The following is a 23,967-nucleotide window of genomic DNA, read 5'->3' on the forward strand; positions in this document are numbered from 1 at the left end:
GGCGGTCAGATCTCGTCCTCGAGGGTGCGGTCGCGCCCGGCCAGCAGTCCCGCCACGATCTGCGGCACCATCAGCCCGGCCATCAGCGCGAGGGGCGGCCCCCAGCCGCCGCTGTGCTGGTACAGCATGCCGACCAGCAGCGGGCCCGGGATGGACAGCAGATAGCCGGTGCTCTGGGCGAAGGCGGAGAGCCGGACGACGCCCGCGCTGGTCCTCGCCCGCATGCTGATCATCGTGAGGGCGAGCGGGAAGGCGCAGTTGGCGACGCCGAGCAGGAGGGCCCACACCCAGGCGCCACCGACCGGGGCCAGCCACAGCCCCGCGTAGCCGATGAGCCCGCAGACGCCGAGGGCCACGGCCAGCACGCCCTGGTTGCGCAGCCGGGCCGCGGCGCGGGGCAGGACGAAGGCCAGCGGGACGCCCATGGCCATGATGACCGCGAGCAGCACCCCGGAGGTGGAGGCGGAGACCCCCGCGTCGCGGAAGATCTGCGGCATCCAGCCCATGGTGATGTACGCGGCCGTGGACTGGAGGCCGAAGAAGACGGCCATCGCCCAGGCGGTGGGGCTCCGGGTGATCCGGATGGCGGGTTCCGGCGCGGCAGGCCCGGCCGGTGCGGTCGACGCGGCCGGTTGCTCGGACTCGCGGTGCGTACGGTCGCGGGCGAGGAACAGCCAGGGCACCACGGCGACCACGGCGAGCACCGCCCACACCCCGAGCCCGGCCCGCCAGCTGCCGCCCAGCGCGTCCGTCATGGGCACCGTGGCGGCCGCGGCGCTGGCCGTGCCCAGCGAAAGACCCATGGAGTAGAGGCCGGTCATCGAGCCCACTCGGTCCGGGAACCAGCCCTTGACGATCACCGGCATCAGGATGTTGCTCACCGCGATCCCGGCCAGGCCGAGCGCGCTGGCGCACAGGAAGGCCACCGTCCCGCCCGCGAACGGGCGCAGCGCCAGGCCCGTGGCGATGGCCGCGAGACCGGTGCAGACGACGGCCCCGGGCCCGAAGCGGCGGGCCAGCCGGGGCGCGGTGATTCCGAAGACGGCGAAGCAGGCCGCGGGCATCGAGGTGAGCAGCCCGGCGATGGTTCCGCTCATGCCGAGGTCGTCCCGGACCTCCTTCAGGAGGGGACCCAGGCTGGTGACGGCGGGGCGCAGGTTGAGCGCGGCCAGCAGCAGCCCGACGACCACGATGCGGCGGCGCCACGGCGAGGGCGCGGGGCGCGGTTCGTGGTCCCGCCGGGCCGGGGCCGCGGTGTCGAGCGTCGCGAGGTCGTCATTGGACATGCCGACCATCATAGAATCATGGGATGAATGCCTGTCCAATCGATATGTAACCGCCTGGTGACAACGGGACGGCATCATGGAATCCCTCGTTTCCCGGCCCCAGCCCCCGGCAAAGCCCCGGGCACAGCCCCCGCCCCAGCCCCAGGCACAGGAGAGTCATGCCGCTGACCTCACCCCAGCGCTCCGCCCTCGCCGACCAGGTGATCGCCCAGCTGCGCGCCCAGATCACCTCGGGCGAATGGCAGGTGGGCTCGCGGATCCCCACCGAGCCCGAGCTGGTCGAGCAGCTCGGGGTGGCGCGCAACACTGTGCGCGAGGCGGTGCGCGCGCTGGCGCACAACGGCCTGCTGGACATCCGGCAGGGCTCGGGCACGTACGTCCTCGCGACCAGCGAGCTGGCCGGGGTCATGCACCGCCGCTTCGCGAGCGCCGAACCGCGGCACGTGGCCGAGCTGCGCAGCGCCCTGGAGACGAAGGCCGCGCAGCTGGCCGCGGAGCGCCGTACCGAACAGGACGTCAAGCAGCTCGACGCGCAGCTGGACCGGCGCGAGCGGGCCTGGGAGTCCGGTGACGCGGAGGCGTTCGTGGAGGCGGACGCGACGCTGCACATGGCGATCGTGGCCGCCGCCCACAACGACGTCCTGGCGGCGCTCTACGCGGACCTGGGATCGGTCGTACGTGACTTCCTGCGCGCCGACGTGGCCGACGGCCTGAGCCCCGAGGCGTACGTGGACCACGCGCGGCTGGTGGAGGCCATCCGGCAGCGGGACGGGGAGCGGGCGGCGGCCGAGGCGAGCACGCATCCGTTCGCCTGCCGGCTCACGCCCGAGGCCGGCTGAGCACGCGTACGACGGCGGGCACGCGTACGACGCCGCGTCCTCATCGGCGACGGTGGGTCACCCACGCCTTGCGGATCTGCTTCCAACAGCGCTCGTCCAGCTCCACGTGCTGCGCCGGGCTCACCTCCACCCGGCGGCTGTCCATGTCCGGGTCCCACCAGCGGGCGCATTCGACGTGCAGCTGCACCCGGTCGGCGTCGGGGTAGGGGTTGAAGCAGCTGGCGGTGGCGTGTGAGCCGCGCACCGAGGTGGAACAGGCGGCCTCGCGCGGCCGGGGGCGCTCCAGCGCGACGGACGCGACCGAGTTGGAGGCGGCGAGGGCGCAACCGACCGCTGCGACGGCCAGCGAGACGACCGCGAAGCGACGAGGCGTACGCATGGCAGGACCTCCTCGGCCGGGCTGTCGCTCCGCGAGTCGTACTCCACCCTGCGCGCCGCGCCATCCGTCCGCCCGCCCGCTGGTCCGAACGGGTGACTATCGGCACCCGAACGGCCGCCGCCCCCGTCCCGCGCGGTGGCGGGGCGGGGGCGGCGGGCCCTGTGGACGGTCCGGACGGCTCAGGCGCCCATCATGTGCACGCCGCCGTCGACGTGCACGATCTCGCCGGTGGTGCGCGGGAACCAGTCGGACAGCAGGGCGACGACGCCACGGCCGGCCGGCTCCGGGTCGGTCAGGTCCCAGCCGATCGGGGCCCGGTGGTTCCACACGTCCGCCAGCTCCTCGAAGCCCGGGATGGACTTCGCGGCCATGGACTTGATGGGTCCGGCCGAGACCAGGTTGCAACGCACGTTCTTCTCGCCCAGGTCACGGGCGAGGTAGCGGCTGGTCGACTCCAGGGCGGCCTTGGCCACGCCCATCCAGTCGTACTTCGGCCACGCGAACTGCGCGTCGAAGGTCAGCCCGACGATGGAGCCGCCGCGCGGCATGACCGGCAGGCAGGCCATGGTGAGCGCCTTCAGGGAGTACGCCGAGACGTGCACCGCGGTGCCGACGTCCTCCCAGCTGCCCTCCAGGAAGTTGAACGCGCCCTGCGGGCCGAAGGCGATGGAGTGCACGACACCGTCGAGGTCGACGCCCTCCCCCAGGTGCTCGCGCACCTTGTCGGCGAGCCCGTCGAGGTGCTCCTGGTTCTGCACGTCCAGCTCGATGACCGGGGCGGGCTTGGGCAGCCGCTTGGCGATCCGCTCCACGAGGGAGACCCGGCCGAAGCCGGTCAGGATGACCTCGGCGCCCTCCTCCTGCGCGAGCTTCGCGGCGTGGAAGGCGATCGAGGACTCGGTGATGACGCCCGTGACGAGGATGCGCTTACCGGCGAGAATTCCACTCATGACTGTCAGTGACCCATGCCCAATCCGCCGTCGACAGGGATGACGGCTCCAGTGATGTAAGCGGCCTCGTCGGAGGCCAGGAAGCGGACCGAGGCGGCGATCTCCTCGGGCTGCGCGTAGCGCGCGAGCGGCACCTGCTTGACGATGCCCTCGCGCTGCTCGTCGCTGAGCGCCCGCGTCATGTCCGTGTCGACGAAACCGGGCGCGACCACGTTGACGGTGATGTTCCGCGAGCCCAGCTCACGGGCGAGCGAACGGGCGAAGCCCACCAGGCCCGCCTTGGACGCGGCGTAGTTCGCCTGCCCGGCGGAGCCCATGAGCCCGACCACGGACGAGATCAGCACCACGCGTCCCTTACGGGCCCGCAGCATGCCCCGGTTGGCCCGCTTGACCATGCGGAACGTACCGGTGAGGTTGGTGTCGAGGACGGCGGAGAAGTCCTCCTCCGACATGCGCATCAGCAGCTGGTCACGGGTGACCCCAGCGTTGGCCACCAGAACCTCGACCGTGCCGTGCTTCTCCTCGATCTCCTTGTACGCCTGCTCGACCTGCTCGGGCTCGGTGATGTCGCACTTCACCGCGAGGAAGCCGGCCGGCGGCTCACCGGACCGATAGGTGATGGCGACCTTGTCGCCTGCGTCGGCGAAGGCCCGGGCGATGGCGAGGCCGATGCCGCGGTTGCCTCCGGTGACGAGAACCGAGCGGCTCAAGGGACCACCCTCTCTTGTAGATGTCGTGCTCGACCCCACGCGGTGTCCGTACGTGTGTCGACCCTCGTGCGGAAAAACTACCGGGCTACGGACGGGTTCGGAGAATCGAGCGCGCACAGGGGCATGTGTCCGACCCTGTCGACTTCCTACAGAACGGGCACGTACAGGGGCTGACGGGTACGCGCCAATCGCCCAGGGCCCGGATGATCACGAGCCCGTCACCGCTGAGCGCGGCGTCCAGCGAAACGCGGGTCACCGAGATCGCCCTCGCCCATCGAGGGAAAAGACACCTTCGCGCCCCTGGCAGCACGTTCACATTGCGCCATGTCCCGCACCTCGCTTTCCGGCCAACTCCACGGTTCACGTCCTGCCGGACCTGAACCGTTACGGCCACAGCGATGGGAATCACTTTACCCCGCATGGGGAACTAACGCGGACAGCCGGATCGGCACCGGCCAGGATCCGCCGCACGTTAAAACATGAACAAACACTTGGTGAATATTGATCCAAAGAACAGCCTGGAGCACCGGGGACCAGCAGAAAAAAGCGTTGTCCAAAACTCCACGGACACAGCGTCGCACGAATCCACTTTGCCCCAATTCGCGCATCAATGCATCACTCAACGTTTTATTGCCCCCGTCTTGACCGGCATCGATGGCCCCTCCTACGTTTTTTCCGCCCGGATTCAGACGTTTCACCTGGCGCCGGAAACGACGAAACGCCTGCCGCAGGTCAACGAGAGATGCGATGAAGGAGATCGCGAAGTCATCGACGGCCTCGATTTTGCCAACCAGGCAAAGACGGGACGGCCGCCGGGCCCTCGGACACAAAGAGCTGGAGGCCCACGTTAAAACACGCCATCCGGCCCTTCCAATATGAGACGTAGTTGATTCGGTGATGACTCATCTCGACCTGGTCGGCGCGACGGGACTATCGGGAAGCAGCCATTGTTCTCGGGAATGATCCGGGCTCGTTTCACAATGGCGTTCGCAGAGGAGCGGGCCTCGGTCATGGCAGGGCGAGAATGTCGAACAGGGACGGAGACGGCGCGCATGGCCCCATCGCAGGGACGCATGAACAGCACATTCACCCGGTTGCCCCGGCACGGTTTCACCGACCCCCCGGCCGCCCGGCGACTGCTGGACGCGCTCGAACTGGCCGGGGTGCGCGGCGATTCGGTGCTGCTCGACGGGCTCGGCGCGACCGTCGATCCCGACCTGGCGCTGCGCGGGCTGGTGCGGCTGATCGAGGCGCTCCCGGAGATTCCCGAGGGCGGGGACGACAAGGAGGGCGCTGACTCGCGGCAGGCGTTGCTGGACACGCTGGTCACCGCGAGGCCGCTGCGGGACCGGCTGCTGGGGGTGCTCGGGGCGTCCGAGGCGCTGGGCGACCATCTGGCCCGGCATCCGCACGACTGGCACGCGCTGGCGGCCTACAGACCGGGCGATCTGCGTCCGGCGCTCACGGAGTTCGAGCAGGCGCTGGCCGAGGGGATCTGGGGCGAGGCGGGGACCGGGATGCCACGGCCGGACGCGCTGCGCGTCGCCCACCGCCGCGCCCTGCTGGCGATCACCGCGCGCGATGTGTGCGGCACCACGGACGTCACGCAGACCGCCGCCGAACTGGCGGACCTGGCGACCGCGACCCTGCGCGCCGCACTGGAGATCGCGGCGGAGGAGCGGCCCGAGGACGCGGCGGCCTGCCGGCTCGCGGTGATCGGGATGGGTACGTGCGGCGGGCACGAACTGAACTACGTCTCGGACGTGGACGTCATCTTCGTCACCGAGGCCATCGACGGGGTGGAGGAGAGCGAGGCCGTCCGGGCCGCCACCTCGCTGGCCTCGCGGCTGATGCGGATCTGTTCGGATGTGACCGTCGAGGGCACCATCTGGCCGGTCGATGCCGATCTGCGACCGGAGGGACGCGATGGCCCGCTGGTGCGGACGCTCTCCAGCCATGCGGCGTACTACCGGCGGTGGGCCAGGACGTGGGAGTTCCAGGCACTGCTGAAGGCCCGCCCGGTGGCGGGCGCCCCCGGTCTCGGCGAGCGTTTCATCGAGCTGATCGACCCGCTGCGCTACCCGCCCGGAGGACTGGACGCGGACGCGGTCCGCGAGATCCGCCGGCTCAAGGCGCGGATGGAGTCCGAGCGGCTGCCCCGCGGCGCCGATCCCACCACCCACACCAAGCTCGGCCGCGGCGGGTTGAGCGATGTCGCCTGGACGGTCCAGCTCCTCCAGATGCGTCACGGCCGCGCCGAACCGGGCCTGCGCACCACCCGCACCCGCCGCGCCCTGGCCGCCGCGCACGCGGCCGGTCTGATCGGCAGGGACGACGCCCGGACCCTGGACGAGGCGTGGGTGCTGGCCGGCCGGGTCCGCAACAGCGTGATGCTGGTCCGCGGCCGCCCCGGCGACACCTTCCCCAGCGACGCCCGCGAACTGGCGGCCGTGGCCCGCTACCTGGGCTACGGCCCGGGTCGGGCCGGCGAGATGCTGGACGACTACCGCCGCACGACCCGCCGCGCCCGCGCCGTGATGGAACGCTTGTTCTACGACTGTGAGCGGTGACCGACCGGCTCCGGCCCGGTAAAGCGGTGGACCCACCGAATGTCGTAGCGGCATGGTTCACTGCCGACGGACACTCACCGACGAAGGGGTCGCCGTGGCGCACGAGATCGATCCGTCCTTCCTCGCGCTGCCGCTGCGCGCGCTCGCCGATGCGGCGCTCGCGCGGGCGCGGGCGTTGGGGGCCGAGCATGCGGACTTCCGGTTCGAGCGGGTTCGCAGCGCCTCGTGGCGGTTGCGGGACGCCCGGGTCGCGGGCTCGTCCGACACCACGGACCTGGGGTATGCGGTGCGGGTGGTGCACGGGGGGAGCTGGGGGTTCGCGTCCGGGGTGGATCTGTCGATGGACGCGGCCGCGCGGGTGGCCTCGCAGGCGGTGGCGATGGCGAAGCTGTCGGCCAAGGTGATCGAGGCGGCGGGGTCCGATGAGCGCGTGGAACTGGCGGACGAGCCGGTGCACGCGGACCGGACGTGGGTGTCGTCGTACGAGGTCGATCCGTTCGGCGTGCCGGACACCGACAAGACCGGGCTGCTGGCCGAGTGGAGCGGGCGGCTGCTGGCGGCGGACGGGGTGGCGCATGCGGACGCGTCGCTGCTGACCGTCCATGAGAACAAGTTCTACGCGGATACGGCGGGCACCACGACCACCCAGCAGCGGGTGCGGCTGCATCCGCAGCTGACCGCGGTGGCGGTGGATCCGGTGAGTGGGGAGTTCGATTCGATGCGGACCCTGGCCCCACCGGTCGGGCGGGGGTGGGAGTACCTGACCGGGGCCGGCGGCTGGGACTGGGACGCGGAGCTGGCCGAGCTGCCCGGGCTGCTGGCGGAGAAGATGGCGGCGCCGTCGGTCGAGGCGGGCTCGTACGACCTGGTGATCGATCCGTCCAATCTGTGGCTGACGATCCATGAGTCGATCGGCCACGCCACCGAGCTGGACCGGGCGCTGGGGTACGAGGCGGCGTACGCGGGGACGTCGTTCGCGACCTTCGACAAGCTGGGCAGTCTGCGGTACGGCTCGGAGATCATGAACGTCACCGGTGACCGGACCGCCGAGCACGGGCTGGCCACGATCGGGTACGACGACGAGGGCGTGGCCGCGCAGTCCTGGGACCTGGTGAAGGACGGCAGCCTGGTGGGGTATCAGCTGGACCGCAGGATCGCCCGGTTGACCGGTTTCCAGCGGTCCAACGGCTGCGCGTACGCCGATTCGCCGGGTCATGTGCCGGTGCAGCGGATGGCGAACGTGTCGCTCCAACCGGACCCCGACGGGCCGTCCACGGACGGGCTGATCGGGGATGTCGAGAACGGGCTCTATCTGGTCGGCGACCGCTCGTGGTCGATCGATATGCAGCGCTACAACTTCCAGTTCACGGCGCAGCGGGCGTACCGCATCCGGAACGGTGTCCTCGCGGGCCAGGTGAGGGACTTCGCCTACCAGGCCACCACCACCGACTTCTGGGGCTCGATGACGGCCGTCGGCGGACCGGGGACGTACGTCCTGGGCGGCGCCTTCAACTGCGGCAAGGCCCAGCCCGGCCAGGTCGCGTCCGTGTCGCACGGCTGCCCGTCCGCGCTGTTCCGCGGCGTGAACATCCTCAACACCACCCAGGAGGCGGGAGCATGAGCGTGAAGCCGCACGAGATCGTGGAGCGCACCCTGGAGCTGTCCCGCGCGGACGGCTGTGTGGTGATCGCGAACGAGACGTCGACCGCCAATCTGCGCTGGGCGGGCAACGCGCTGACCACCAACGGCGTCACCCGGGGCCGCACCCTGACCGTGGTGGCCACCGTGGACGGCGCTGAGGGGGCCGCCTCAGGGGTGGTGTCCCGGTCGGCCGTGACCGCCGAGGAGCTGGAGCCGCTGGTACGGGCCGCCGAGGCGGCCGCGCGGGACGCGGGCCCGGCCGAGGACGCCCAGCCGCTGGTCGGGACCGCAACCGCCGGGCCCGCCTCCCCCGGCTTCACCGACTCCCCCGCCGAGACCTCCTCGGAGGTGTTCGCGGCGTTCGCCCCGGCGCTCGGCGAGGCGTTCGCCCGGGCCCGCGCGGGCGGCCGGGAGCTGTACGGGTTCGCCAACCATGAGGTGGTCTCCAGCTATCTGGGCACCTCCGGCGGGCTGCGGCTGCGCCATGACCAGCCGAGCGGCACGCTGGAGCTGAACGCCAAGTCGCCGGACATGACGCGCTCGGCCTGGGCCGGGCGGGCGACCCGCGACTTCACGGACGTGGATCCGGCCGCGATCGACGCCGAGCTGGCCCGGCGGCTGCGCTGGGCCGAGCGCAAGGTCGAGCTTCCGGCGGGCCGCTACGAGACGTTGCTGCCGCCGACCGCCGTCGCCGATCTGCTGATCTACCAGCTGTGGTCCTCGTCGGCCCGGGACGCGGCGGAGGGCCGTACGGTCTTCAGCAAGCCGGGTGGCGGCACCCGGGTCGGCGACACGCTGTCGGAGCTGCCGCTGACGCTGCGCAGCGACCCGCACGAGCCGGGGCTCGAGGCGGCACCGTTCGTGATCGCGCACTCCTCCGGGGACGACGCGTCGGTGTTCGACAACGGGCTGCCGCTGTCCGCCACCGACTGGATCCGGGACGGGGTGCTGAAGCACCTGGTCACCACCCGGCACACGGCGGAGCTGACCGGGCTGCCCCTCGCGCCGGGGATCGACAACCTGATCCTGGACGCGGGCGGCACCCGCTCGCTGGAGGAGATGGTCGCCTCGACCGAGCGGGGCCTGCTGCTGACCTGCCTGTGGTACATCCGCGAGGTCGATCCGGTCACCCTGCTGCTGACCGGGCTGACCCGGGACGGGGTGTATCTGGTGGAGGGCGGCGAGGTCGTCGGCGAGGTGAACAACTTCCGGTTCAACGAGTCGCCGGTGAGCCTGCTGTCCCGCGCCACCGAGGCGGGGCGCACCGAGCCGACCCTGCCGCGGGAGTGGGGCGACTACTTCACCCGCGCCGCGATGCCCGCGCTGCGGATCCCGGACTTCAACATGAGCTCGGTCAGCAAGGGGGTGTGAGACCGGCCGGACGACACCGGCCGGGCAATCCGTACGACACCGGCCGGGCACTATTGGGGACCGGCCGCCGGGGACCGGCGAATAGACTGGTCCCCGCCCATCCGTCCGCTCTTGACTCTCACCAGGAACCCCATGACACGCCTCGGCGCATCCGTCGCCCGCGCCCGCGAGCTGCTCGACCAGGACCTCTCCTCCGACAAGACCGTCGAGCAACTGCTCGCCGAGACGTCCGCCCGCCGCTCCCTCGATCTGAGCGACCTGTCGGCACAGGAGCAGGCCGAGCTGATCGCCTCCCGTTCGGTCGAGGTCCTGCCGGGGGTCAAGGAGCTGGCCGAGCGGATCGAGAAGCGCCGGGCCGCGGGCCAGGGCCTCGCCATCAAGCTGGGCATCGACCCGACGGCCGCCGATGTGCACCTCGGCCACACCGTGCCGATGATCGTCCTCAACCGCTTCCAGCGGATGGGGCACGACGTCACCCTGCTGATCGGTGACTTCACGGCCAAGATCGGCGACCCGTCGGGACGTACGGCGGAGCGCCCGCCGCTCACGGACGACGACATCGCGCGGAACCTCGCGGGCTACCAGGAGCAGGTCCGGCCGTTCTTCGACTTCGAGAAGGTCAGCTTCCGGCAGAACAGCGAGTGGCTGGCGCCGTACACCTTCCCGGAGCTGCTGGGGCTGCTCGCCCAGGTGCCGGTGTCGCAGCTGCTGCAGCGCGAGGACTTCCGCAACCGGCTGGCCGCGGGGTCCGGGCTGACCATGTCCGAGCTGCTGTACCCGATCGCCCAGGGCCTCGACTCGGTGGCGCTGGAGAGCGATGTGGAGCTGGGCGGCGCCGATCAGCTGCTCAATCTGCAGATGGGCCGCAAGCTGATGGAGCTGCGCGGCCAGCAGCCGCAGCTGGTCGTCACCATGCCGCTGATCGAGGGCACGGACGGCACCGGCGCCAAGATGTCCAAGTCCAAGGGCAACTACGTGGCGCTCAGCGCGCCCGCCGACGATGTCTTCGGCAAGATCATGTCGATTCCGGACCGGCTGATGAAGCCGTACCTGGAGGCGTGGACGGAGTGGACGGACGCGGAGATCGCCGCCGTGACCACCCGGCTGGAGACCAAGTCGCTGCACCCGATGGACCTCAAGAAGGTGCTGGCGGGTGAGGTCGTGGCGGCGATGTACGGCATCGAGGCGGCGATGGCGGCGCGCGCGGGCTTCGTCGCGCAGTTCTCCAAGAAGAGCTTCACCGACGTCGGGACGCTGCCGGTGGTCGACGCCGCGGAGCACGGCGGCGAGAGCATCGCGACCGTGCTGAGCAAGGTGCTGGAATTCCAGCCGAGCGCGTCGGCGGCCCGCCGGGTCGCCAAGCAGAATGGTCTGCGGCTGGTCGTGGAGGCCGAGGACGGTCAGAAGGCGATCGTGCTCGCCGAGGCCCAGGCGGTACGGCCGCTGGCCGAGGTGGTCGCGGAGGTGCTGGCGGACGCCGGGCTCACCGCGGCCGCCGGCGGGGTCTACCTCAAGGCCGGACGGAAGATCGCGCAGCTCCAGGGCATGTAGTCCAGGTGGTCGAGGTGGTCCCGGCGATCCGAACGCGGCGGCCGGTGCGCTTCCACCCTGCGCGCCGGCCGCCGCGACGCCGCGGAGATCCGTTAGAAGGGCCCTAGGCCCGTTCTCTCCTGCCGCCGTGGCGGATCGTCTGCCACAGGGGGGTGCCCAGGGCGACGATCACGATGGCCCCGGCCAGCTGGAGCAGATGCCGGATCCAGTCGAATCCGCTGGTGTGCCTGACCCCGATCCAGCCGGCCACCGCATTGCCCACGATGGCCCCGAGGATGCCGTAAATGCAGGTCAGCCACAGCGGAATGTCTTGCTTTCCCGGCAGAATCGCTCTGGCGATCACACCGAGAATGATTCCTACGACGATCGCCCACAGCCAGTTCATGTCGCCTCCTGACGCGGCGGGGATGCGCGTTTCCTCCCAGTGTTCGACCGTTTTCGCTACGGCGCATGTCGAGGCATCCCGTACGCGCCGTGCCGTATCGGCATCGCCACCCATCGGGGTGCCCCGGTCTCGAACCGTACGGGGGCGCGGCGTAACGTTGGGTACGTATCGGAGCGGGGGTACCTGCTCGGGGACCAGGTGGTGGAACGTGATGCGGAAGCACAGTGAGACCGAGGTCTTCCGGATCACCGGGGCCCGTCAGGGACTGGCCGACGACGTGCGCGGTCGGCAGCGGCGTTATGTGATCTCGATGTCGGTGCGGACGGTGGCGGTCGTGCTGGCGGCCGTGTTGTGGAACGTCGAGCGCCATGTGGCCATCGTTGCCCTGGTGCTGGGTGTGCTGCTGCCCTATGTGGCGGTCGTGATCGCGAACGCGGGCCGGGAGAACGCCCCTTCACTTCCCACCACCTATATCCCGACGCCGATGCGCCCGATGCTGGGCTCAGGCCGCGAAGAGACGCCGTCGGATTCGGGGCCGAATGCGGAGCCGGATTCCGCGTCGGCGGAATCCGTCCCGGAAGATGCCGCACATACCAGCGAGGATGGACGCGGGGGACACGGCTGACCTGCCGCGTTTCCCGAAGCTCAAGAAAACCTCAGATCAATCATGCTGTTCCCGTGCACCGCGCCCTATCCCTCGTGACATACTTTGTACGCGCTCCGCATCCCCCGTCGGAGCGACAGACCGACGCCGGGCGGCTCCCCCCGTGGCTGCCCGGCGTCGTCATGTCTGTGGCGGTCTGCGTAGAGTCTGCGGTGTGAACATCCTCGACGCCGCCACCGAGACCGACACCCCGATCTGCTCAGCCAAGGGCTGCCGCGCCACCGCCGTCTGGGTGCTGGCCTGGAACAACCCCAAGGTCCACACCCCGGAGCGGCGGAAGACCTGGCTGGCGTGCGAGGAGCACCGCGAGCACCTGTCGAAGTTCCTGGGCATGCGCGGCTTCCTCAAGGACGTGGTGACCTTGGAGGACTGGTCAGCCACCGATCGCTGACATCGGGCGGTCCGGCTGGAGGAACGACGGGTCGTCCAGCCCGGACCCCGCCTTCTTCCCCCACATCGCCGTCTTCCACAGCCCGGCGATCTCCTCGTCCGGGGCCCCGGAGCGCAGCGCGCCGCGCAGATCGGACTCCTCGCGCGCGAACAGGCAGGTGCGCACCTGTCCGTCGGCGGTGAGCCGGGTGCGGTCGCAGGCGCGGCAGAAGGGGCGGGTGACGGAGGCGATGACGCCGACGCGGGCCGGGCCGCCGTCGACCAGCCAGCGCTCGGCGGGGGCGGAGCCGCGCTCGCCGTCGCCCTCGGGGTCAAGCGTGAAGCGGGTGCGCAGGCTCTCCAGGATGTCCCCGGCGGTGACCATGCCCTCGCGCTGCCAGCCGTGCTGGGCGTCGAGCGGCATCTGCTCGATGAAGCGCAGCTCATAGCCGCTGTCCAGGGCCCAGGCCAGCAGGTCGGGGGCCTCGTCGGCGTTGAGGCCCGGCATCAGCACGGCGTTGACCTTGACCGGGGTGAGTCCGGCGGAGTGCGCGGCGGCGAGGCCGCGCAGCACATCGCCGTGGCGCTTGCGCCGGGTCATGGCCTGGAAGACATCGGGGCGCAGGGTGTCGAGCGAGACGTTGACCCGGTCCAGACCGGCGTCGCGCAGCGCCGCGGCGGTGCGCTCCAGGCCGATGCCGTTGGTGGTCAGGGACATCTCGGGGCGCGGGGTGAGGGCGGCGCAGCGCTCGACGATGGAGACGAGGCCGGGGCGCAGCAGCGGCTCACCGCCGGTGAAGCGGACCTCGGTGACGCCAAGGTCGGTGACGGCTATCCCGATCAGCCGGACGATCTCGTCGTCGGTGAGCAGATCTGGCTTGGCGAGCCATTGAAGCCCCTCTTCCGGCATGCAGTAGGTGCACCGCAGGTTGCACCTGTCGGTCAGGGAGACACGCAGGTCGGTGGCGACTCGACCATAGGTGTCGATCAGCATGTCGGCGGCCCCTCACGGTTCGCTTGCGTGCACTGCGGTCAATTGTCCCGCACCGTACGCCAAGGCACTGACAGCGAGGGGCCACCGGGGGGGATGGACGGCGTCAGTGGGCGCCGTGTCCGGTGAGCGAGCGGACCTCCAGTTCGGCGTACTTGGCCTTGTCCGGCTCCTCCTTGGAGACGAGGGTGCCCAGCCAGCCCAGCAGGAAGCCCAGCGGGATGGAGATCAGGCCGGGGTTCTCCAGCGGGAACCAGTGGAAGTCGACGTCCGGGAACATCGAGGTGGGCTTGCCGGAGACGACGGGCGAGAAGAGCACCAGGAAGACGGAGGAGATGAGCCCGCCGTAGATCGACCAGAGGGCGCCCTGGGTGGTGAAACGTTTCCAGAACAGGCTGTAGAGGATGGTCGGCAGGTTGGCGGAGGCGGCGACGGCGAAGGCGAGGGCGACGAGTCCCGCGACGTTGAGATCGCGGGCGAAGACCCCGAGGACGACGGCGACGGTGCCGATGCCGACGGTGGCCCAGCGGGCGGCCCCGATCTCCTCCTTCTGGGTCGCCTGGCCCTTGCGGATCACGTTGGCGTACAGGTCGTGGGCGAAGGAGGACGAGGAGGCCAGGGTGAGCCCGGCGACGACGGCGAGGATGGTGGCGAACGCCACCGCGGAGATCACCGCGAGCAGGATCGCGCCGCCGGTGGAGTCCGCGCCGCCGCCGATCTCCTCGGCGAGCAGGGGTGCCGCGGTGTTGCCGGACTTGTTGGAGGCGATGATCGCGTCGTGGTCCAGCAGGGCCGCCGCGCCGAAGCCGAGCGCGATCGTCATCAGGTAGAAGACGCCGATGATGCCGATCGCCCAGTTGACCGACTTACGGGCGGCCTGGGCGGTGGGGACGGTGTAGAAGCGGATGAGGATGTGGGGCAGTCCGGCGGTGCCGAGGACCAGCGCGATGCCGAGGGAGAGGAAGTCCAGCTTGGAGGTGGCGCTGATGCCGTACTTGAGGCCCGGCTCCAGGAACGCGCTGCCCATACCGCTGTTCTTGGCGGCCTCGCCCAGCAGCTCCGAGACGTTGAAGTGGAACTTGAGCAGCACCAGGAAGGTGATCAGCAGGGTGCCCGCGATGAGCAGGACGGCCTTGACCATCTGCACCCAAGTGGTGCCCTTCATGCCGCCGATGGTGACGTAGAGCATCATCACCACGCCGACCAGGACGACGATAAGGATCTTCCCGGCTTCGCTGGTGATGCCCAGCAGCAGCGAGACGAGGACGCCCGCGCCCGCCATCTGGGCCAGCAGGTAGAAGATCGACACGACGATGGTGGAGACGCCCGCGGCGGTGCGCACCGGGCGCTGGCGCATCCGGTAGGCGAGCACGTCGCCCATGGTGTAGCGGCCGGAGTTGCGCAGCGGTTCGGCGACCAGGAGCAGGGCGACCAGCCAGGCGACGAGGAAGCCGATGGAGTACAGGAAGCCGTCGTAGCCGGAGAGCGCGATGGCCCCGGCGATGCCGAGGAAGGACGCGGCGGACATGTAGTCGCCGGAGATGGCGAGCCCGTTCTGGAAGCCGGAGAACTGCCTGCCGCCGGCGTAGAAGTCGTTGGCGTCCTTGGTCTGCCGGCCCGCCCAGACGGTGATGGCCAGGGTCGCCACGACGAAGACGCTGAAGAGCGTGATGATCAGCGGCCGGTTGTCCGACGCGCTCTCGGCCGCAAGCAGATACGTACTCATGAGTCATCCCCCAGACGGGCCTTGATGGCCTCCGCGCGCGGGTCGAGCTTGGCGGCGGCGTGCCGGGAGTACCACCAGGCGATCAGGAAGGTGGTCAGGAACTGGGCGAGGCCGAACACCAGGGCGACGTTGACGTTGCCGACGAGTTTGGTGCCCATGAAGCCGTCGGCGTAGTTGGACAGTAGGACGTAGAGCAGGTACCAGCTGACGAACGCGATGGTCAGGGGGAAGGCGAACGAGCGGTGCGCGGTGCGCAGTTCGCCGAACTCGGGGCTCGCCTGCACCTCGTCGTACGGGGGGTGGTGGTGCTGCCGCTGATCGTCGGGACGATCGCTGGCCGGTGCGGTATCCACGGTCTCTCCTGGTGAGTGGGTCTGACGGGGACGTACGGCGGCGATGGTGATCCGGATCACGCATAGTAAAGCGCGGGGAAAGTCTGCGACAGGGGTGTGGTGGTTGAAAGACGGAGGGAAAAATCGCTGATGCGTTTGGGTCCGGGCGCTGTGGCGGGTTTTCTTCCGGAATGTATTGATATCCGGTGATGATCAGCGATAGCTTCGCTCGTCATGTACCCGCCCACGCGCATCCGCGCCGGGGCGGTCGCTTCGGATGAGGTGGAGACCCCATGGCTCAGCTGAGATCGGATGCTCCCAGTCCCGGGACGAGTTCCACTGCGGGAATGACATCTTCCGGATCGCGGGGGCGGACGCCGCGCGCCGTCGCCATACCGGCCGCACTGGCCCTGACCGGCGCGCTGGCGTTCCTGCCGACCACGGCGGGCGCCATCGGGCAGGACCAGCACACCCCCGTCGCCCCGGCCGCGCCGACCGCTGACGGCCCGTCGCTCAGCTACGTCGTCAACGTCCGCCCGGGCCACCGCGACTCCTCGCAGGTCGAGAAGGCGATCAAGCAGGCCGGCGGCACGGTGGTCATCTCGTACGACCGGATCGGCGTCATCGTCGCCCACTCGGCGAACCCCGACTTCGCCAAGACCCTCCGTACGGTCAAGGGCGTGGCCTCCGCCGGTGCCACCCGCACCGCGCCGCTGCCCGCCCAGTCCACCGGTGACGTCGGCACGCCGAAGCTGCTGAGCGAGAAGGAGCAGAAGGCGGTCGCGGCGCGCGCCAAGGCCGGTCAGGACCCGCTGGAGCCGCTCCAGTGGGACCTGCCCGCCATCAAGGCGGACAAGGCCCATGAGAAGAGCCTCGGCAGCCGCGACGTGACGGTCGGCGTCATCGACACCGGAGTGGACGACACCCACCCCGACCTCGCGCCGAACTTCGACCGCAAGGCGTCGGTCAACTGCGTGGGCGGCAAGCCGAACACGGCCGATGGCGCCTGGCGGCCGAGCGCGGCGGAGAGCCCGCACGGCACGCATGTCGCGGGCGAGATCGCCGCCGCGAAGAACGGGATCGGCGTCACCGGGGTCGCCCCGGGCGTCAAGGTGTCGGGCATCAAGGTGTCCACGACCGACGGGTTCTTCTACACCGAGGCCGTCGTCTGCGGCTTCGTGTGGGCCGCCGAGCACGGTGTCGACGTCACCAACAACAGCTATTACACCGACCCGTGGTACTTCAACTGCACCGGTGACCCGGACCAGAAGGCCCTGGTCGAGGCGGTGCGCCGGGCCTCGTCGTACGCCGAGCGCAAGGGCGTGGTCAACGTCGCCGCGGCGGGCAACGAGAACTACGACCTCACCTCCGACAAGATCACCGACAGCTCCAGCCCGAACGACACCACCCCGGGCGACCGGGTCGTGGACCCCAGCACCTGCTTCGACATCCCGACCCAGCTGCCGGGCGTCGTCACCACCGCCGCGACCGGCGCCAAGGGGCTCAAGTCCTCGTTCTCCAACCACGGGCTCGGCGTCATCGACGTCGCGGCCCCCGGCGGCGACAGCACCGCCTACCAGAAGCCGGCGCCCCCGGCCGAGGACGGCCGGATCTACAACACCCTCCCGGGTGGCAAGTACGGCTACATGGCGGGCACCTCGATGGCCTCCCCGCACGCGGCGGGCGTCGCGGCGCTCATCAAGAGCACCCACCCGAAGGCCTCCGCCGCCATGGTGAAGGCCCTCCTCAAGGGCGAGGCCGACGACACCGCCTGCCCGACGTCGTACGACATCGACGGCGACGGCAAGATCGACGCGGTGTGCGAGGGCGGCAAGAACTACAACGGCTTCTACGGGGCCGGGCTCGTGGACGCCCTGGACGCGGTCAAGAAGTGACCCGCTGACAGGATGTACGGGCCGCCGGGCAGCGCTTCCGCCTGGCGGCCCGTACGCGTTCCCGGGAAGCCTTGAAGAGGATCCACCACCGTGCACCACGACGACTCCTGGGGCCCGCCGCCCCCTCGGCCGGCCTTCGCCCTGTGGCTCCGGTTCGGCTTGAGCATGCTGTTCCTGCCGCTGTGGTGGCTGCTGCTGGCGGTGATCGCCTTGGCTGTCATCGCCTTCAGCATCGTGGGCGAGATCCTGACCGTGATACCCGGCTTCGAGAAGGGCTTCCTCAAGACGATGGACTGGTTCATGGACCGCGTGCCGGTGTGGCCCGCCTGGTGCGTGACCTGGCCGGAGCTGCGGCACGAGGGCGACGCGGACTACTACCGGGCGCGGGCCCAGGGGAAGGTCGCCGGTCTGACCCGCAAGCAGCTGGCCGCCCGGGAGGCCGGGAAGGCGCCGCCGCCCGGTCCTTACGACATCCCGGTGCGCGACTACCGCGCCGCGGGCGCGGGCCACGTCGTCGACGTGGCGCGGTCCCAGGGCTGGGAGCTGAGCCACGACCGGCCCTCCGACCCGGCCCGGATCGTCCGGCTCAGGCGGCTGCCGGAAGCGCCCTGAGCGGCGCTTCGCGGGCGGCCCGGCGCAGCAGTCCGGCGGTCAGCAGGTACTGCGCCGCGACATAGGTGGCCATGATCCAGAACTGGGGTACGGGAGGCCGCGGCCAGCCCGCGAGACCGGCCGCGATCAGGCCGTCGGAGAGCAGGAACAGCGCCCCGCCGAGCCCGGCCCACGGGCCCGCCCGCAGCGCGCCCACGGCCATCGCCGTCAGCAGCAGGCTGTACGCGGCGACGGGGACCCGCAGCCCCGGGTCGAGCCCGGGCCACAGCGCGGCCGTGCTGCCGAGCCAGGCGCCCCCGTAACCGGCCGCCGCCCAGGGCACCGTACGCCGCCGCCCCGACCGGGCGAACAGGGTGAGGTAGCACAGGTGCCCGGCCGCGAAGCAGCCCATTCCGGCCAGGAAGGCGGTGTCGCCGCCGAGTTGCAGCAGTACGTCCCCGCCGCAGCCGCACAGCAGGGCGGCGACCAGCGGGCGCGGCCCGCCGCGCAGCAGTACGTACGCCGCGAGGACCGGCATCAGGGCGGGCTTCGTCAGCTGGACGAGCGTGGTGGCGTCGGCGAGCAGCGCGCCCAGATGCACGGCGGTCAGCAGCGCGAAGAGCCCGGACAGGGCGCGCGTGGCGCTCATACGGCGCGCTCCGGCTCAGGCGCCGTCTCGCGCTCCGGCTCACGCACCGCCGCTTCGGCGGGCGGCGCCGCGGGCGCCCAGCCCGGGCCGCGGAAGACCCTCCCGGCGCGCTCGCGCCAGTCGCGGGCAGCGGCGACGTCGCGGGCGATGGCCGCGTACTCATGGGTGGCCACGCGCAGCGGGTTGTAGGTGTCGATGTTCTTGGTGAGCCCGAAGACCGGGCGATGTGTCTCCGGGACGAACGACCGGAAGAGCCGGTCCCAGACGATGAGGATCCCGCCGAAGTTGCGGTCCAGATAGCCCCCTTGGGAGGCGTGGTGGACGCGGTGGTGCGAGGGGGTGTTGAAGACGAACTCGACGGGGCGCGGCAGGGTGCCGATCCGCTCGGTGTGGATCCAGAACTGGTAGACGAGGTTCACCGACGAGCAGAAGGCGACCGCGGCCGGATGCACGCCGAGCGCGATCATCGGTACGTAGAACGGCCACACCGTCCAGGTGGTCCACGGCTGCCGCAGCGCGGTGGTGAGGTTGAACTTGCGGCTGGAGTGGTGCACCACATGACAGGCCCACAGGACGCGGATCACATGGTGCCCGCGGTGCGACCAGTAGTAGAGGAAGTCCTGCGCGAGCAGCAGCAGCGGCAGCGTCCACCACTCCACCGGGACGCGCAGCGGGGTGAGTTCGTACACGGCGGAGTAGACCGCCACGATCGGGATCTTCCACAGCAGGTCGAAGACGAGGCTGCCGAGCCCCATGGTGACGCTGGTCGCGGCGTCCTTGGCCGCGTAGCCCGCGGCGTCCTCATCGGGGTGCAGACGGTAACTCACCATCTCCACGACGGCGAGCAGCACGAAGGCGGGTATCGACCACAGCACGGCGTTGGGCAAATGCGGCATACCGGCAACATAGATCCGGTTTCGCCCCATCGCCAGAGGTAGTTACCAACAAGTATGATAGACGTAATGTCAACAACGGGCCCCGGCCGATCGGCTGACGGCACGTATCCGCGCCAACCCGGCGGCCCGGAGTGTCGGGGCGGGCCCGTATCCTCATGGACCATGCTCGAAGACCCCACGGCAGCCGCCCCGCGAACCGCGTCAACACCCTCGTGGCCGGAGGCCTATCCGCAGGGGTACGCGGTGGTCGATGTGGAGACCACCGGTCTCGCCCGCGACGACCGGATCGTCTCCGCGGCGGTCTATCAGCTCGACGCGCAGGGCGCGGTGCAGGACCGCTGGTACACGCTGGTCAACCCGCGGCGCGATCCGGGCCCGGTGTGGATCCACGGCCTCACCCGGGAGACGCTGGCCGACGCCCCGCTCTTCCCGGACATCGCCGCCGCGTTCGCGGAGCGCCTCGCCGGCCGCGTCCTGGTCGCGCACAACGCCGCGTTCGACTGGGCGATGATCGCCCGCGAGTTCGCCCGGTCGGAGACCGAGGCGCCGGTGCGCCAGCGGCTGTGCACCATCGCCCTCTCCAAGGAGCTGGGGCTGCCGCTGGCCAACCACAAGCTGGAGACCCTGGCCGCGCACTACGGGGTCGTCCAGGAGCAGGCCCACCACGCGCTGGACGACGCGCGCGTGCTCGCCGAGACGTTCCGGCCGAGCCTCCACCGGGCCGCCGAGTCCGGACTGCGGCTGCCCCTGCTGGCCTGTCAGCCGCTCACCGAATGGTCGGACCCGCCGTCCCGCGGTATCGGCGCCCAGCGCTCGTACCGGCAGCAGAGCTGGCGCCCCAGCCGCAAGCGCCCCGCCTGCCCCTACCCCAACCCGGGGCGCTACCAGCCGGGCGGGCTGCTCACCCAGGGCATGCGGGTGGCGTTCTCCGGGGACACCTCGGTCGACAGGGAGCTGCTGGAGGACCGGGCCGTCGAGGCGGGGCTGCACGTGGCGACCAGCGTGTCCCGGCTCACCAGCCTGCTGGTCACCAACGATCCGGACGCGTCCACCTCCAAGACCGTCAAGGCCCGCTCCTTCGGCACGCCCATCGTCGACGAGGCCGCCTTCACACAACTGCTGCTGGACGTCACCCCGGCCGAGCCGACAATCAGGTGAACTCCGCGCGACGCGCCCGCCCACCGCTCGCCCGCCGCCGCCCCGGCCCGCACGCTGTGGCCCATGGCACGCTGTGAGGTCTGTGGAAACGACTACACCATGACGTTCGAGGTGCACGCCCAGGGCAATGTGCACGTCTTCGACTGCTTCGCCTGCGCCATCCACCGCATGGCGCCCATCTGCGAGCACTGCCGGTGCCAGATCATCGGCCAGGGTGTGGAGGTGGACGGCCACTACTACTGCGGCGCCCACTGCTCCCGCGCGGAAGGGAAGGTGGGCATCGTCGACAAGGTATGACCCCGGGCCGGATGCGTGGATTGTCGTCCCGTGCCCCCCGTGGCCGGGGGACAATCCACGCCGAGTAGTGTCAAGGACGTGTACCGCTTCCTGTTGACCCGGCAGTGGGTGATTCTCACGCTGATCGGGCTCGCTCTGATCCCCACCATGATCAGGCTGGGCTTCTGGCAGCTGCACCGCCACGAGGCCAAGGTCGCGCAGAACCAGCTGATCGGGAACAACCTCGGCGCCCCCGCAGTGCCGGTCGACAAGCTCACCGCCCCCGGCCGCACCGTCCCCCGCGACGACACCTTCCGCACGGTGACCGCCACCGGGACGTACGACACGGCCCATGAGGTCGTCGTCCGCCAGCGCACCGGCTCCGACGAGCAGAGCATCGGCTACTTCGTCCTCACTCCGCTGATCGAGGGCAAGCGGGCCGTCCTCGTCAACCGGGGCTGGATCCCCGCCGGGGCCGACCTCACCAAGTTCCCCGACGTCCCGGCCGCCCCCCGCGGCAAGGTCACCGTCACCGGCCGCCTCAAGGCCGACGAGACCAGCGCGGACAGCGGCATCAAGGACAAGAGCGGGCTGCCGCCGCGCCAGGTCATGCTGATCAACAGCGAGCAGCAGGCCAAGGCCCTCGGCCGGCCCGTCCAGGGCGGCTACATCGAGCTGACCTCGTCCTCCCCCAAGGGCGCCAAGCAGCCCGACCCGGTGCCGGAGCCGGAGCACAGCGACATCGGCCCCCATATGGCGTACGCCGTCCAGTGGTGGCTCTTCACCGCCGGAGTACCCGTCGGCTGGTTCGTCCTGGCCCGCCGGGAGCTCCGTGACCGGGCCGCCGAGGCCGCCAAGGCCGCCGCCGGGAGCACCGAGCCCAAGACCCCAGGAAAGACCCACGCCGCCGCCAATGCGGACTAGCTCTCCCACTCTCCGGGAAGATGCCCCGACGTGGCACAGGACATTGACGACTACGCGCTCATCGGGGACCACCAGACCGCGGCCCTGATCAGCCGCGAGGGCTCGATCGACTGGCTGTGCCTGCCCCGCTTCGACTCCGCCGCCTGCTTCGCCGCCCTCCTCGGCGACGACGACAACGGCCACTGGCGGCTCGCCCCCAAGGGCGCCGGCGCCTGCACCCGCCGCGCCTACCTCGAGGACTCCCTCGTCCTGGAATCCGTCTGGGAGACCGGCTCCGGCACCGTCAAGGTCATCGACTTCATGCCGCAGCGCGACCGGGCGCCCGACGTCATCCGCATCGTGGAGGGCGTCTCCGGCAGCGTCGAGATGGCGGGCGTCCTGCGGCTGCGCTTCGACTACGGGCACGTCATCCCCTGGGTGCGGCGCACCGACGGCCACCGCATCGCCGTCGCCGGTCCCGACTCCGTCTGGCTGCGCTCCGAACCCGAGGTGCACACCTACGGCAAGGACTTCAGCACCCGTTCCGACTTCACCGTCGCCGCCGGTGACCGGGTCGCCTTCGTCCTCACCTGGCACCCCTCCCACGAGCCCCGGCCCCGCCTGGTCGACCCGTACGAGGCCCTGCGGTCCAGCCTGGCCGACTGGCGCGCCTGGGCCGCCCGCTGCCGCTACCGGGGCCCGTACCGGGACGCCGTCGTACGCTCCCTCATCACCCTCAAGGCGCTCACCTACGCCCCCACCGGCGGCATCGTCGCCGCCCCCACCACCTCGCTGCCCGAGCGGCTCGGCGGGGTGCGCAACTGGGACTACCGCTACTGCTGGCTGCGCGACTCCACCCTCACCCTGAACGCGCTGATCTCCGCCGGCTACCACGAAGAGGCCGCCGCCTGGCGCGACTGGCTGCTCCGCGCGATCGCCGGTGACCCCGCCGAACTCCAGATCATGTACGGGCTCGGCGGCGAGCGGCGCCTCCCCGAACACGAGCTGCCCTGGCTGGAGGGGTACGGCCACTCCGCCCCCGTCCGCGTCGGCAACGGCGCCGTCACCCAGCGCCAGCACGACGTCTACGGCGAAGTCCTCGACTCCTTCCACCTCGCCCGCACCCACGGCATGGACCCCGAGCCGCACGCCTGGAAGATCCAGAGCGCCCTCATGGACTTCCTCGAATCCGCCTGGCAGGACCCCGACGAGGGCCTGTGGGAGGTCCGCGGCCCCCGCCGCCACTTCGTCCACTCCAAGGTCATGGCCTGGGTCGCCGCCGACCGCGCCGTCCGCACCATCGAATCCCACCCCGACCTGCACGGCGACGCCGACCGGTGGCGGGCCATGCGGGAGGCGGTCCACCGCGAGGTCTGCGAGAAGGGCTACGACGCCTCCCGCAACACCTTCACCCAGTCCTACGGCTCCACCGCGCTCGACGCCGCCACCCTCCTCATCCCGCGCCTCGGCTTCCTCCCCGCCGACGACCCCCGCGTTCTCGGCACCGTCGACGCGGTCCGCCGCGAACTCAGCCACGACGGGGTGATCCGCCGCTACTCCACCGACGACACCTCCGACGGCCTCCCCGGCACCGAGGGTGCCTTCCTCGCCTGCTCCTTCTGGCTCGCCGACGCCCTCCACCTCACCGGCCGCCACCAGGACGCCTCCGCCTTGTTCGACCGGCTCCTGTCCCTGCGCAACGACGTCGGCCTCCTCGCCGAGGAGTACGACCCCGGAACCGACCGGCTGCTCGGCAACTTCCCGCAGGCCTTCAGCCACATCGGGCTGGTGGGGACCGCCCTCACCCTCGCGGACGGGCCCCAGGCAGACTGAAC

Annotated in this window: 22 protein-coding genes and 1 pseudogene; 13 read left to right on the top strand and 10 right to left on the bottom strand. The window is 70.7% G+C overall.

Annotated elements, in window-relative coordinates; genetic code table 11:
- Positions 1–5 precede the first annotated feature (5 nt).
- Positions 6–1,286 carry a CynX/NimT family MFS transporter gene (locus ACH4SI_RS28025; RefSeq protein ID WP_398300322.1) on the bottom strand — a complete coding sequence of 427 codons (1,281 nt, stop codon included), beginning with the start codon at positions 1,284–1,286 and terminating at the stop codon, positions 6–8.
- A gap of 158 nt (positions 1,287–1,444) precedes the next feature.
- Here ACH4SI_RS28025 and ACH4SI_RS28030 point away from each other — a divergent pair, with 158 nt between their 5' ends.
- Positions 1,445–2,125 (top strand): FadR/GntR family transcriptional regulator, encoded by a 681-nt coding sequence (locus tag ACH4SI_RS28030; RefSeq protein WP_398300324.1) that lies wholly within the window; start codon positions 1,445–1,447, stop codon positions 2,123–2,125.
- A gap of 40 nt (positions 2,126–2,165) precedes the next feature.
- Here the strand turns inward: ACH4SI_RS28030 and ACH4SI_RS28035 are convergent, their stop codons facing one another.
- From ACH4SI_RS28035 to fabG, 3 genes are all read right to left on the bottom strand, one after another.
- Complete coding sequence (locus ACH4SI_RS28035; RefSeq protein WP_398300326.1) at positions 2,166–2,504, bottom strand: hypothetical protein; 339 nt, start codon at positions 2,502–2,504, stop codon at positions 2,166–2,168.
- Between the two features lie 179 nt (positions 2,505–2,683).
- A complete protein-coding gene (fabI, locus tag ACH4SI_RS28040; protein ID WP_123103191.1) occupies positions 2,684–3,454 on the bottom strand; it encodes an enoyl-ACP reductase FabI in 771 nt (256 codons plus the stop codon).
- Between the two features lie 5 nt (positions 3,455–3,459).
- A complete protein-coding gene (fabG, locus tag ACH4SI_RS28045; RefSeq protein ID WP_358623479.1) occupies positions 3,460–4,164 on the bottom strand; it encodes a 3-oxoacyl-[acyl-carrier-protein] reductase in 705 nt (234 codons plus the stop codon).
- A gap of 1,052 nt (positions 4,165–5,216) precedes the next feature.
- Here fabG and ACH4SI_RS28050 point away from each other — a divergent pair.
- The 4 genes and pseudogenes from ACH4SI_RS28050 to tyrS all read left to right on the top strand — a co-directional run.
- Positions 5,217–6,719: pseudogene (locus ACH4SI_RS28050) on the top strand (bifunctional glutamine-synthetase adenylyltransferase/deadenyltransferase); the annotation flags it as partial.
- A 109-nt stretch (positions 6,720–6,828) separates the two neighbouring features.
- A complete protein-coding gene (locus ACH4SI_RS28055; RefSeq protein ID WP_398300329.1) occupies positions 6,829–8,355 on the top strand; it encodes a TldD/PmbA family protein in 1,527 nt (508 codons plus the stop codon).
- The gene (locus ACH4SI_RS28060; protein ID WP_398300331.1) at positions 8,352–9,746 is read left to right on the top strand and encodes a metallopeptidase TldD-related protein; all 1,395 of its coding nucleotides are present in this window, start codon (positions 8,352–8,354) and stop codon (positions 9,744–9,746) included. The genes ACH4SI_RS28055 and ACH4SI_RS28060 overlap by 4 nt, the downstream gene beginning before the upstream one ends.
- A gap of 132 nt (positions 9,747–9,878) precedes the next feature.
- A complete protein-coding gene (tyrS, locus tag ACH4SI_RS28065) occupies positions 9,879–11,297 on the top strand; it encodes a tyrosine--tRNA ligase (RefSeq protein WP_398300333.1) in 1,419 nt (472 codons plus the stop codon).
- Positions 11,298–11,400: 103 nt separating this feature from the next.
- On the opposite strand, the gene ACH4SI_RS28070 is transcribed toward tyrS, so the two are convergent.
- Positions 11,401–11,682 carry a GlsB/YeaQ/YmgE family stress response membrane protein gene (locus ACH4SI_RS28070; RefSeq protein ID WP_398300335.1) on the bottom strand — a complete coding sequence of 94 codons (282 nt, stop codon included), beginning with the start codon at positions 11,680–11,682 and terminating at the stop codon, positions 11,401–11,403.
- Between the two features lie 211 nt (positions 11,683–11,893).
- On the opposite strand from ACH4SI_RS28070, the gene ACH4SI_RS28075 reads away from it, so the two are divergent.
- Both ACH4SI_RS28075 and ACH4SI_RS28080 read left to right on the top strand, forming a co-directional pair.
- On the top strand, positions 11,894–12,307 hold the full coding sequence (locus ACH4SI_RS28075) for a DUF3099 domain-containing protein (protein WP_398300337.1): 414 nt from the start codon (positions 11,894–11,896) through the stop codon (positions 12,305–12,307).
- A gap of 193 nt (positions 12,308–12,500) precedes the next feature.
- Positions 12,501–12,737 (top strand): hypothetical protein, encoded by a 237-nt coding sequence (locus ACH4SI_RS28080; RefSeq protein WP_398300339.1) that lies wholly within the window; start codon positions 12,501–12,503, stop codon positions 12,735–12,737.
- Here the strand turns inward: ACH4SI_RS28080 and moaA are convergent.
- The 3 genes from moaA to ACH4SI_RS28095 all read right to left on the bottom strand — a co-directional run bounded on the left by moaA (position 12,720) and on the right by ACH4SI_RS28095 (position 15,785).
- Positions 12,720–13,709, bottom strand: a complete 990-nt coding sequence (gene moaA, locus ACH4SI_RS28085; RefSeq protein ID WP_398300341.1) for a GTP 3',8-cyclase MoaA — start codon at positions 13,707–13,709, stop codon at positions 12,720–12,722. The two genes, ACH4SI_RS28080 and moaA, sit on opposite strands and share 18 nt — an antisense overlap.
- A gap of 103 nt (positions 13,710–13,812) precedes the next feature.
- A complete protein-coding gene (locus ACH4SI_RS28090; protein ID WP_398300343.1) occupies positions 13,813–15,432 on the bottom strand; it encodes a cation acetate symporter in 1,620 nt (539 codons plus the stop codon).
- Positions 15,429–15,785, bottom strand: a complete 357-nt coding sequence (locus tag ACH4SI_RS28095; protein ID WP_398300345.1) for a DUF485 domain-containing protein — start codon at positions 15,783–15,785, stop codon at positions 15,429–15,431. The genes ACH4SI_RS28090 and ACH4SI_RS28095 overlap by 4 nt, the downstream gene beginning before the upstream one ends.
- A 326-nt stretch (positions 15,786–16,111) precedes the next feature.
- Here ACH4SI_RS28095 and ACH4SI_RS28100 point away from each other — a divergent pair, with 326 nt between their 5' ends.
- Both ACH4SI_RS28100 and ACH4SI_RS28105 read left to right on the top strand, forming a co-directional pair.
- The gene (locus tag ACH4SI_RS28100; RefSeq protein WP_398300347.1) at positions 16,112–17,659 is read left to right on the top strand and encodes a S8 family peptidase; all 1,548 of its coding nucleotides are present in this window, start codon (positions 16,112–16,114) and stop codon (positions 17,657–17,659) included.
- A 90-nt stretch (positions 17,660–17,749) separates the two neighbouring features.
- Positions 17,750–18,271 carry a hypothetical protein gene (locus ACH4SI_RS28105; RefSeq protein ID WP_398300349.1) on the top strand — a complete coding sequence of 174 codons (522 nt, stop codon included), beginning with the start codon at positions 17,750–17,752 and terminating at the stop codon, positions 18,269–18,271.
- Here ACH4SI_RS28105 and ACH4SI_RS28110 read toward each other — a convergent pair.
- Together ACH4SI_RS28110 and ACH4SI_RS28115 are read right to left on the bottom strand one after the other, a co-directional pair.
- Positions 18,246–18,899, bottom strand: coding sequence for a lysoplasmalogenase (locus tag ACH4SI_RS28110; protein WP_398300352.1), 654 nt, complete (start codon positions 18,897–18,899; stop codon positions 18,246–18,248). The two genes, ACH4SI_RS28105 and ACH4SI_RS28110, sit on opposite strands and share 26 nt — an antisense overlap.
- Entirely contained in the window at positions 18,896–19,795 is a 900-nt protein-coding gene (locus tag ACH4SI_RS28115) for a sterol desaturase family protein (protein WP_398300354.1), read from the bottom strand. Before ACH4SI_RS28115 ends, ACH4SI_RS28110 begins: the two co-directional genes overlap by 4 nt.
- Before the next feature lie 162 nt (positions 19,796–19,957).
- Here ACH4SI_RS28115 and ACH4SI_RS28120 point away from each other — a divergent pair, with 162 nt between their 5' ends.
- From ACH4SI_RS28120 to ACH4SI_RS28135, 4 genes are all read left to right on the top strand, one after another.
- Positions 19,958–20,953 (top strand): DEDDh family exonuclease, encoded by a 996-nt coding sequence (locus ACH4SI_RS28120; protein WP_398300356.1) that lies wholly within the window; start codon positions 19,958–19,960, stop codon positions 20,951–20,953.
- 63 nt (positions 20,954–21,016) lie between these two features.
- Complete coding sequence (locus ACH4SI_RS28125) at positions 21,017–21,250, top strand: hypothetical protein (RefSeq protein ID WP_398300358.1); 234 nt, start codon at positions 21,017–21,019, stop codon at positions 21,248–21,250.
- Positions 21,251–21,328: 78 nt separating this feature from the next.
- A complete protein-coding gene (locus ACH4SI_RS28130; protein WP_398300360.1) occupies positions 21,329–22,153 on the top strand; it encodes an SURF1 family protein in 825 nt (274 codons plus the stop codon).
- A gap of 30 nt (positions 22,154–22,183) precedes the next feature.
- On the top strand, positions 22,184–23,965 hold the full coding sequence (locus ACH4SI_RS28135) for a glycoside hydrolase family 15 protein (protein ID WP_398300362.1): 1,782 nt from the start codon (positions 22,184–22,186) through the stop codon (positions 23,963–23,965).
- The last annotated feature ends 2 nt before the right edge of the window (positions 23,966–23,967 follow it).

Origin of the sequence: Streptomyces sp. NPDC021212, from assembly GCF_044332925.1 — a bacterium.
In the GTDB taxonomy this organism is placed as follows: Bacteria; Actinomycetota; Actinomycetes; order Streptomycetales; family Streptomycetaceae; genus Streptomyces.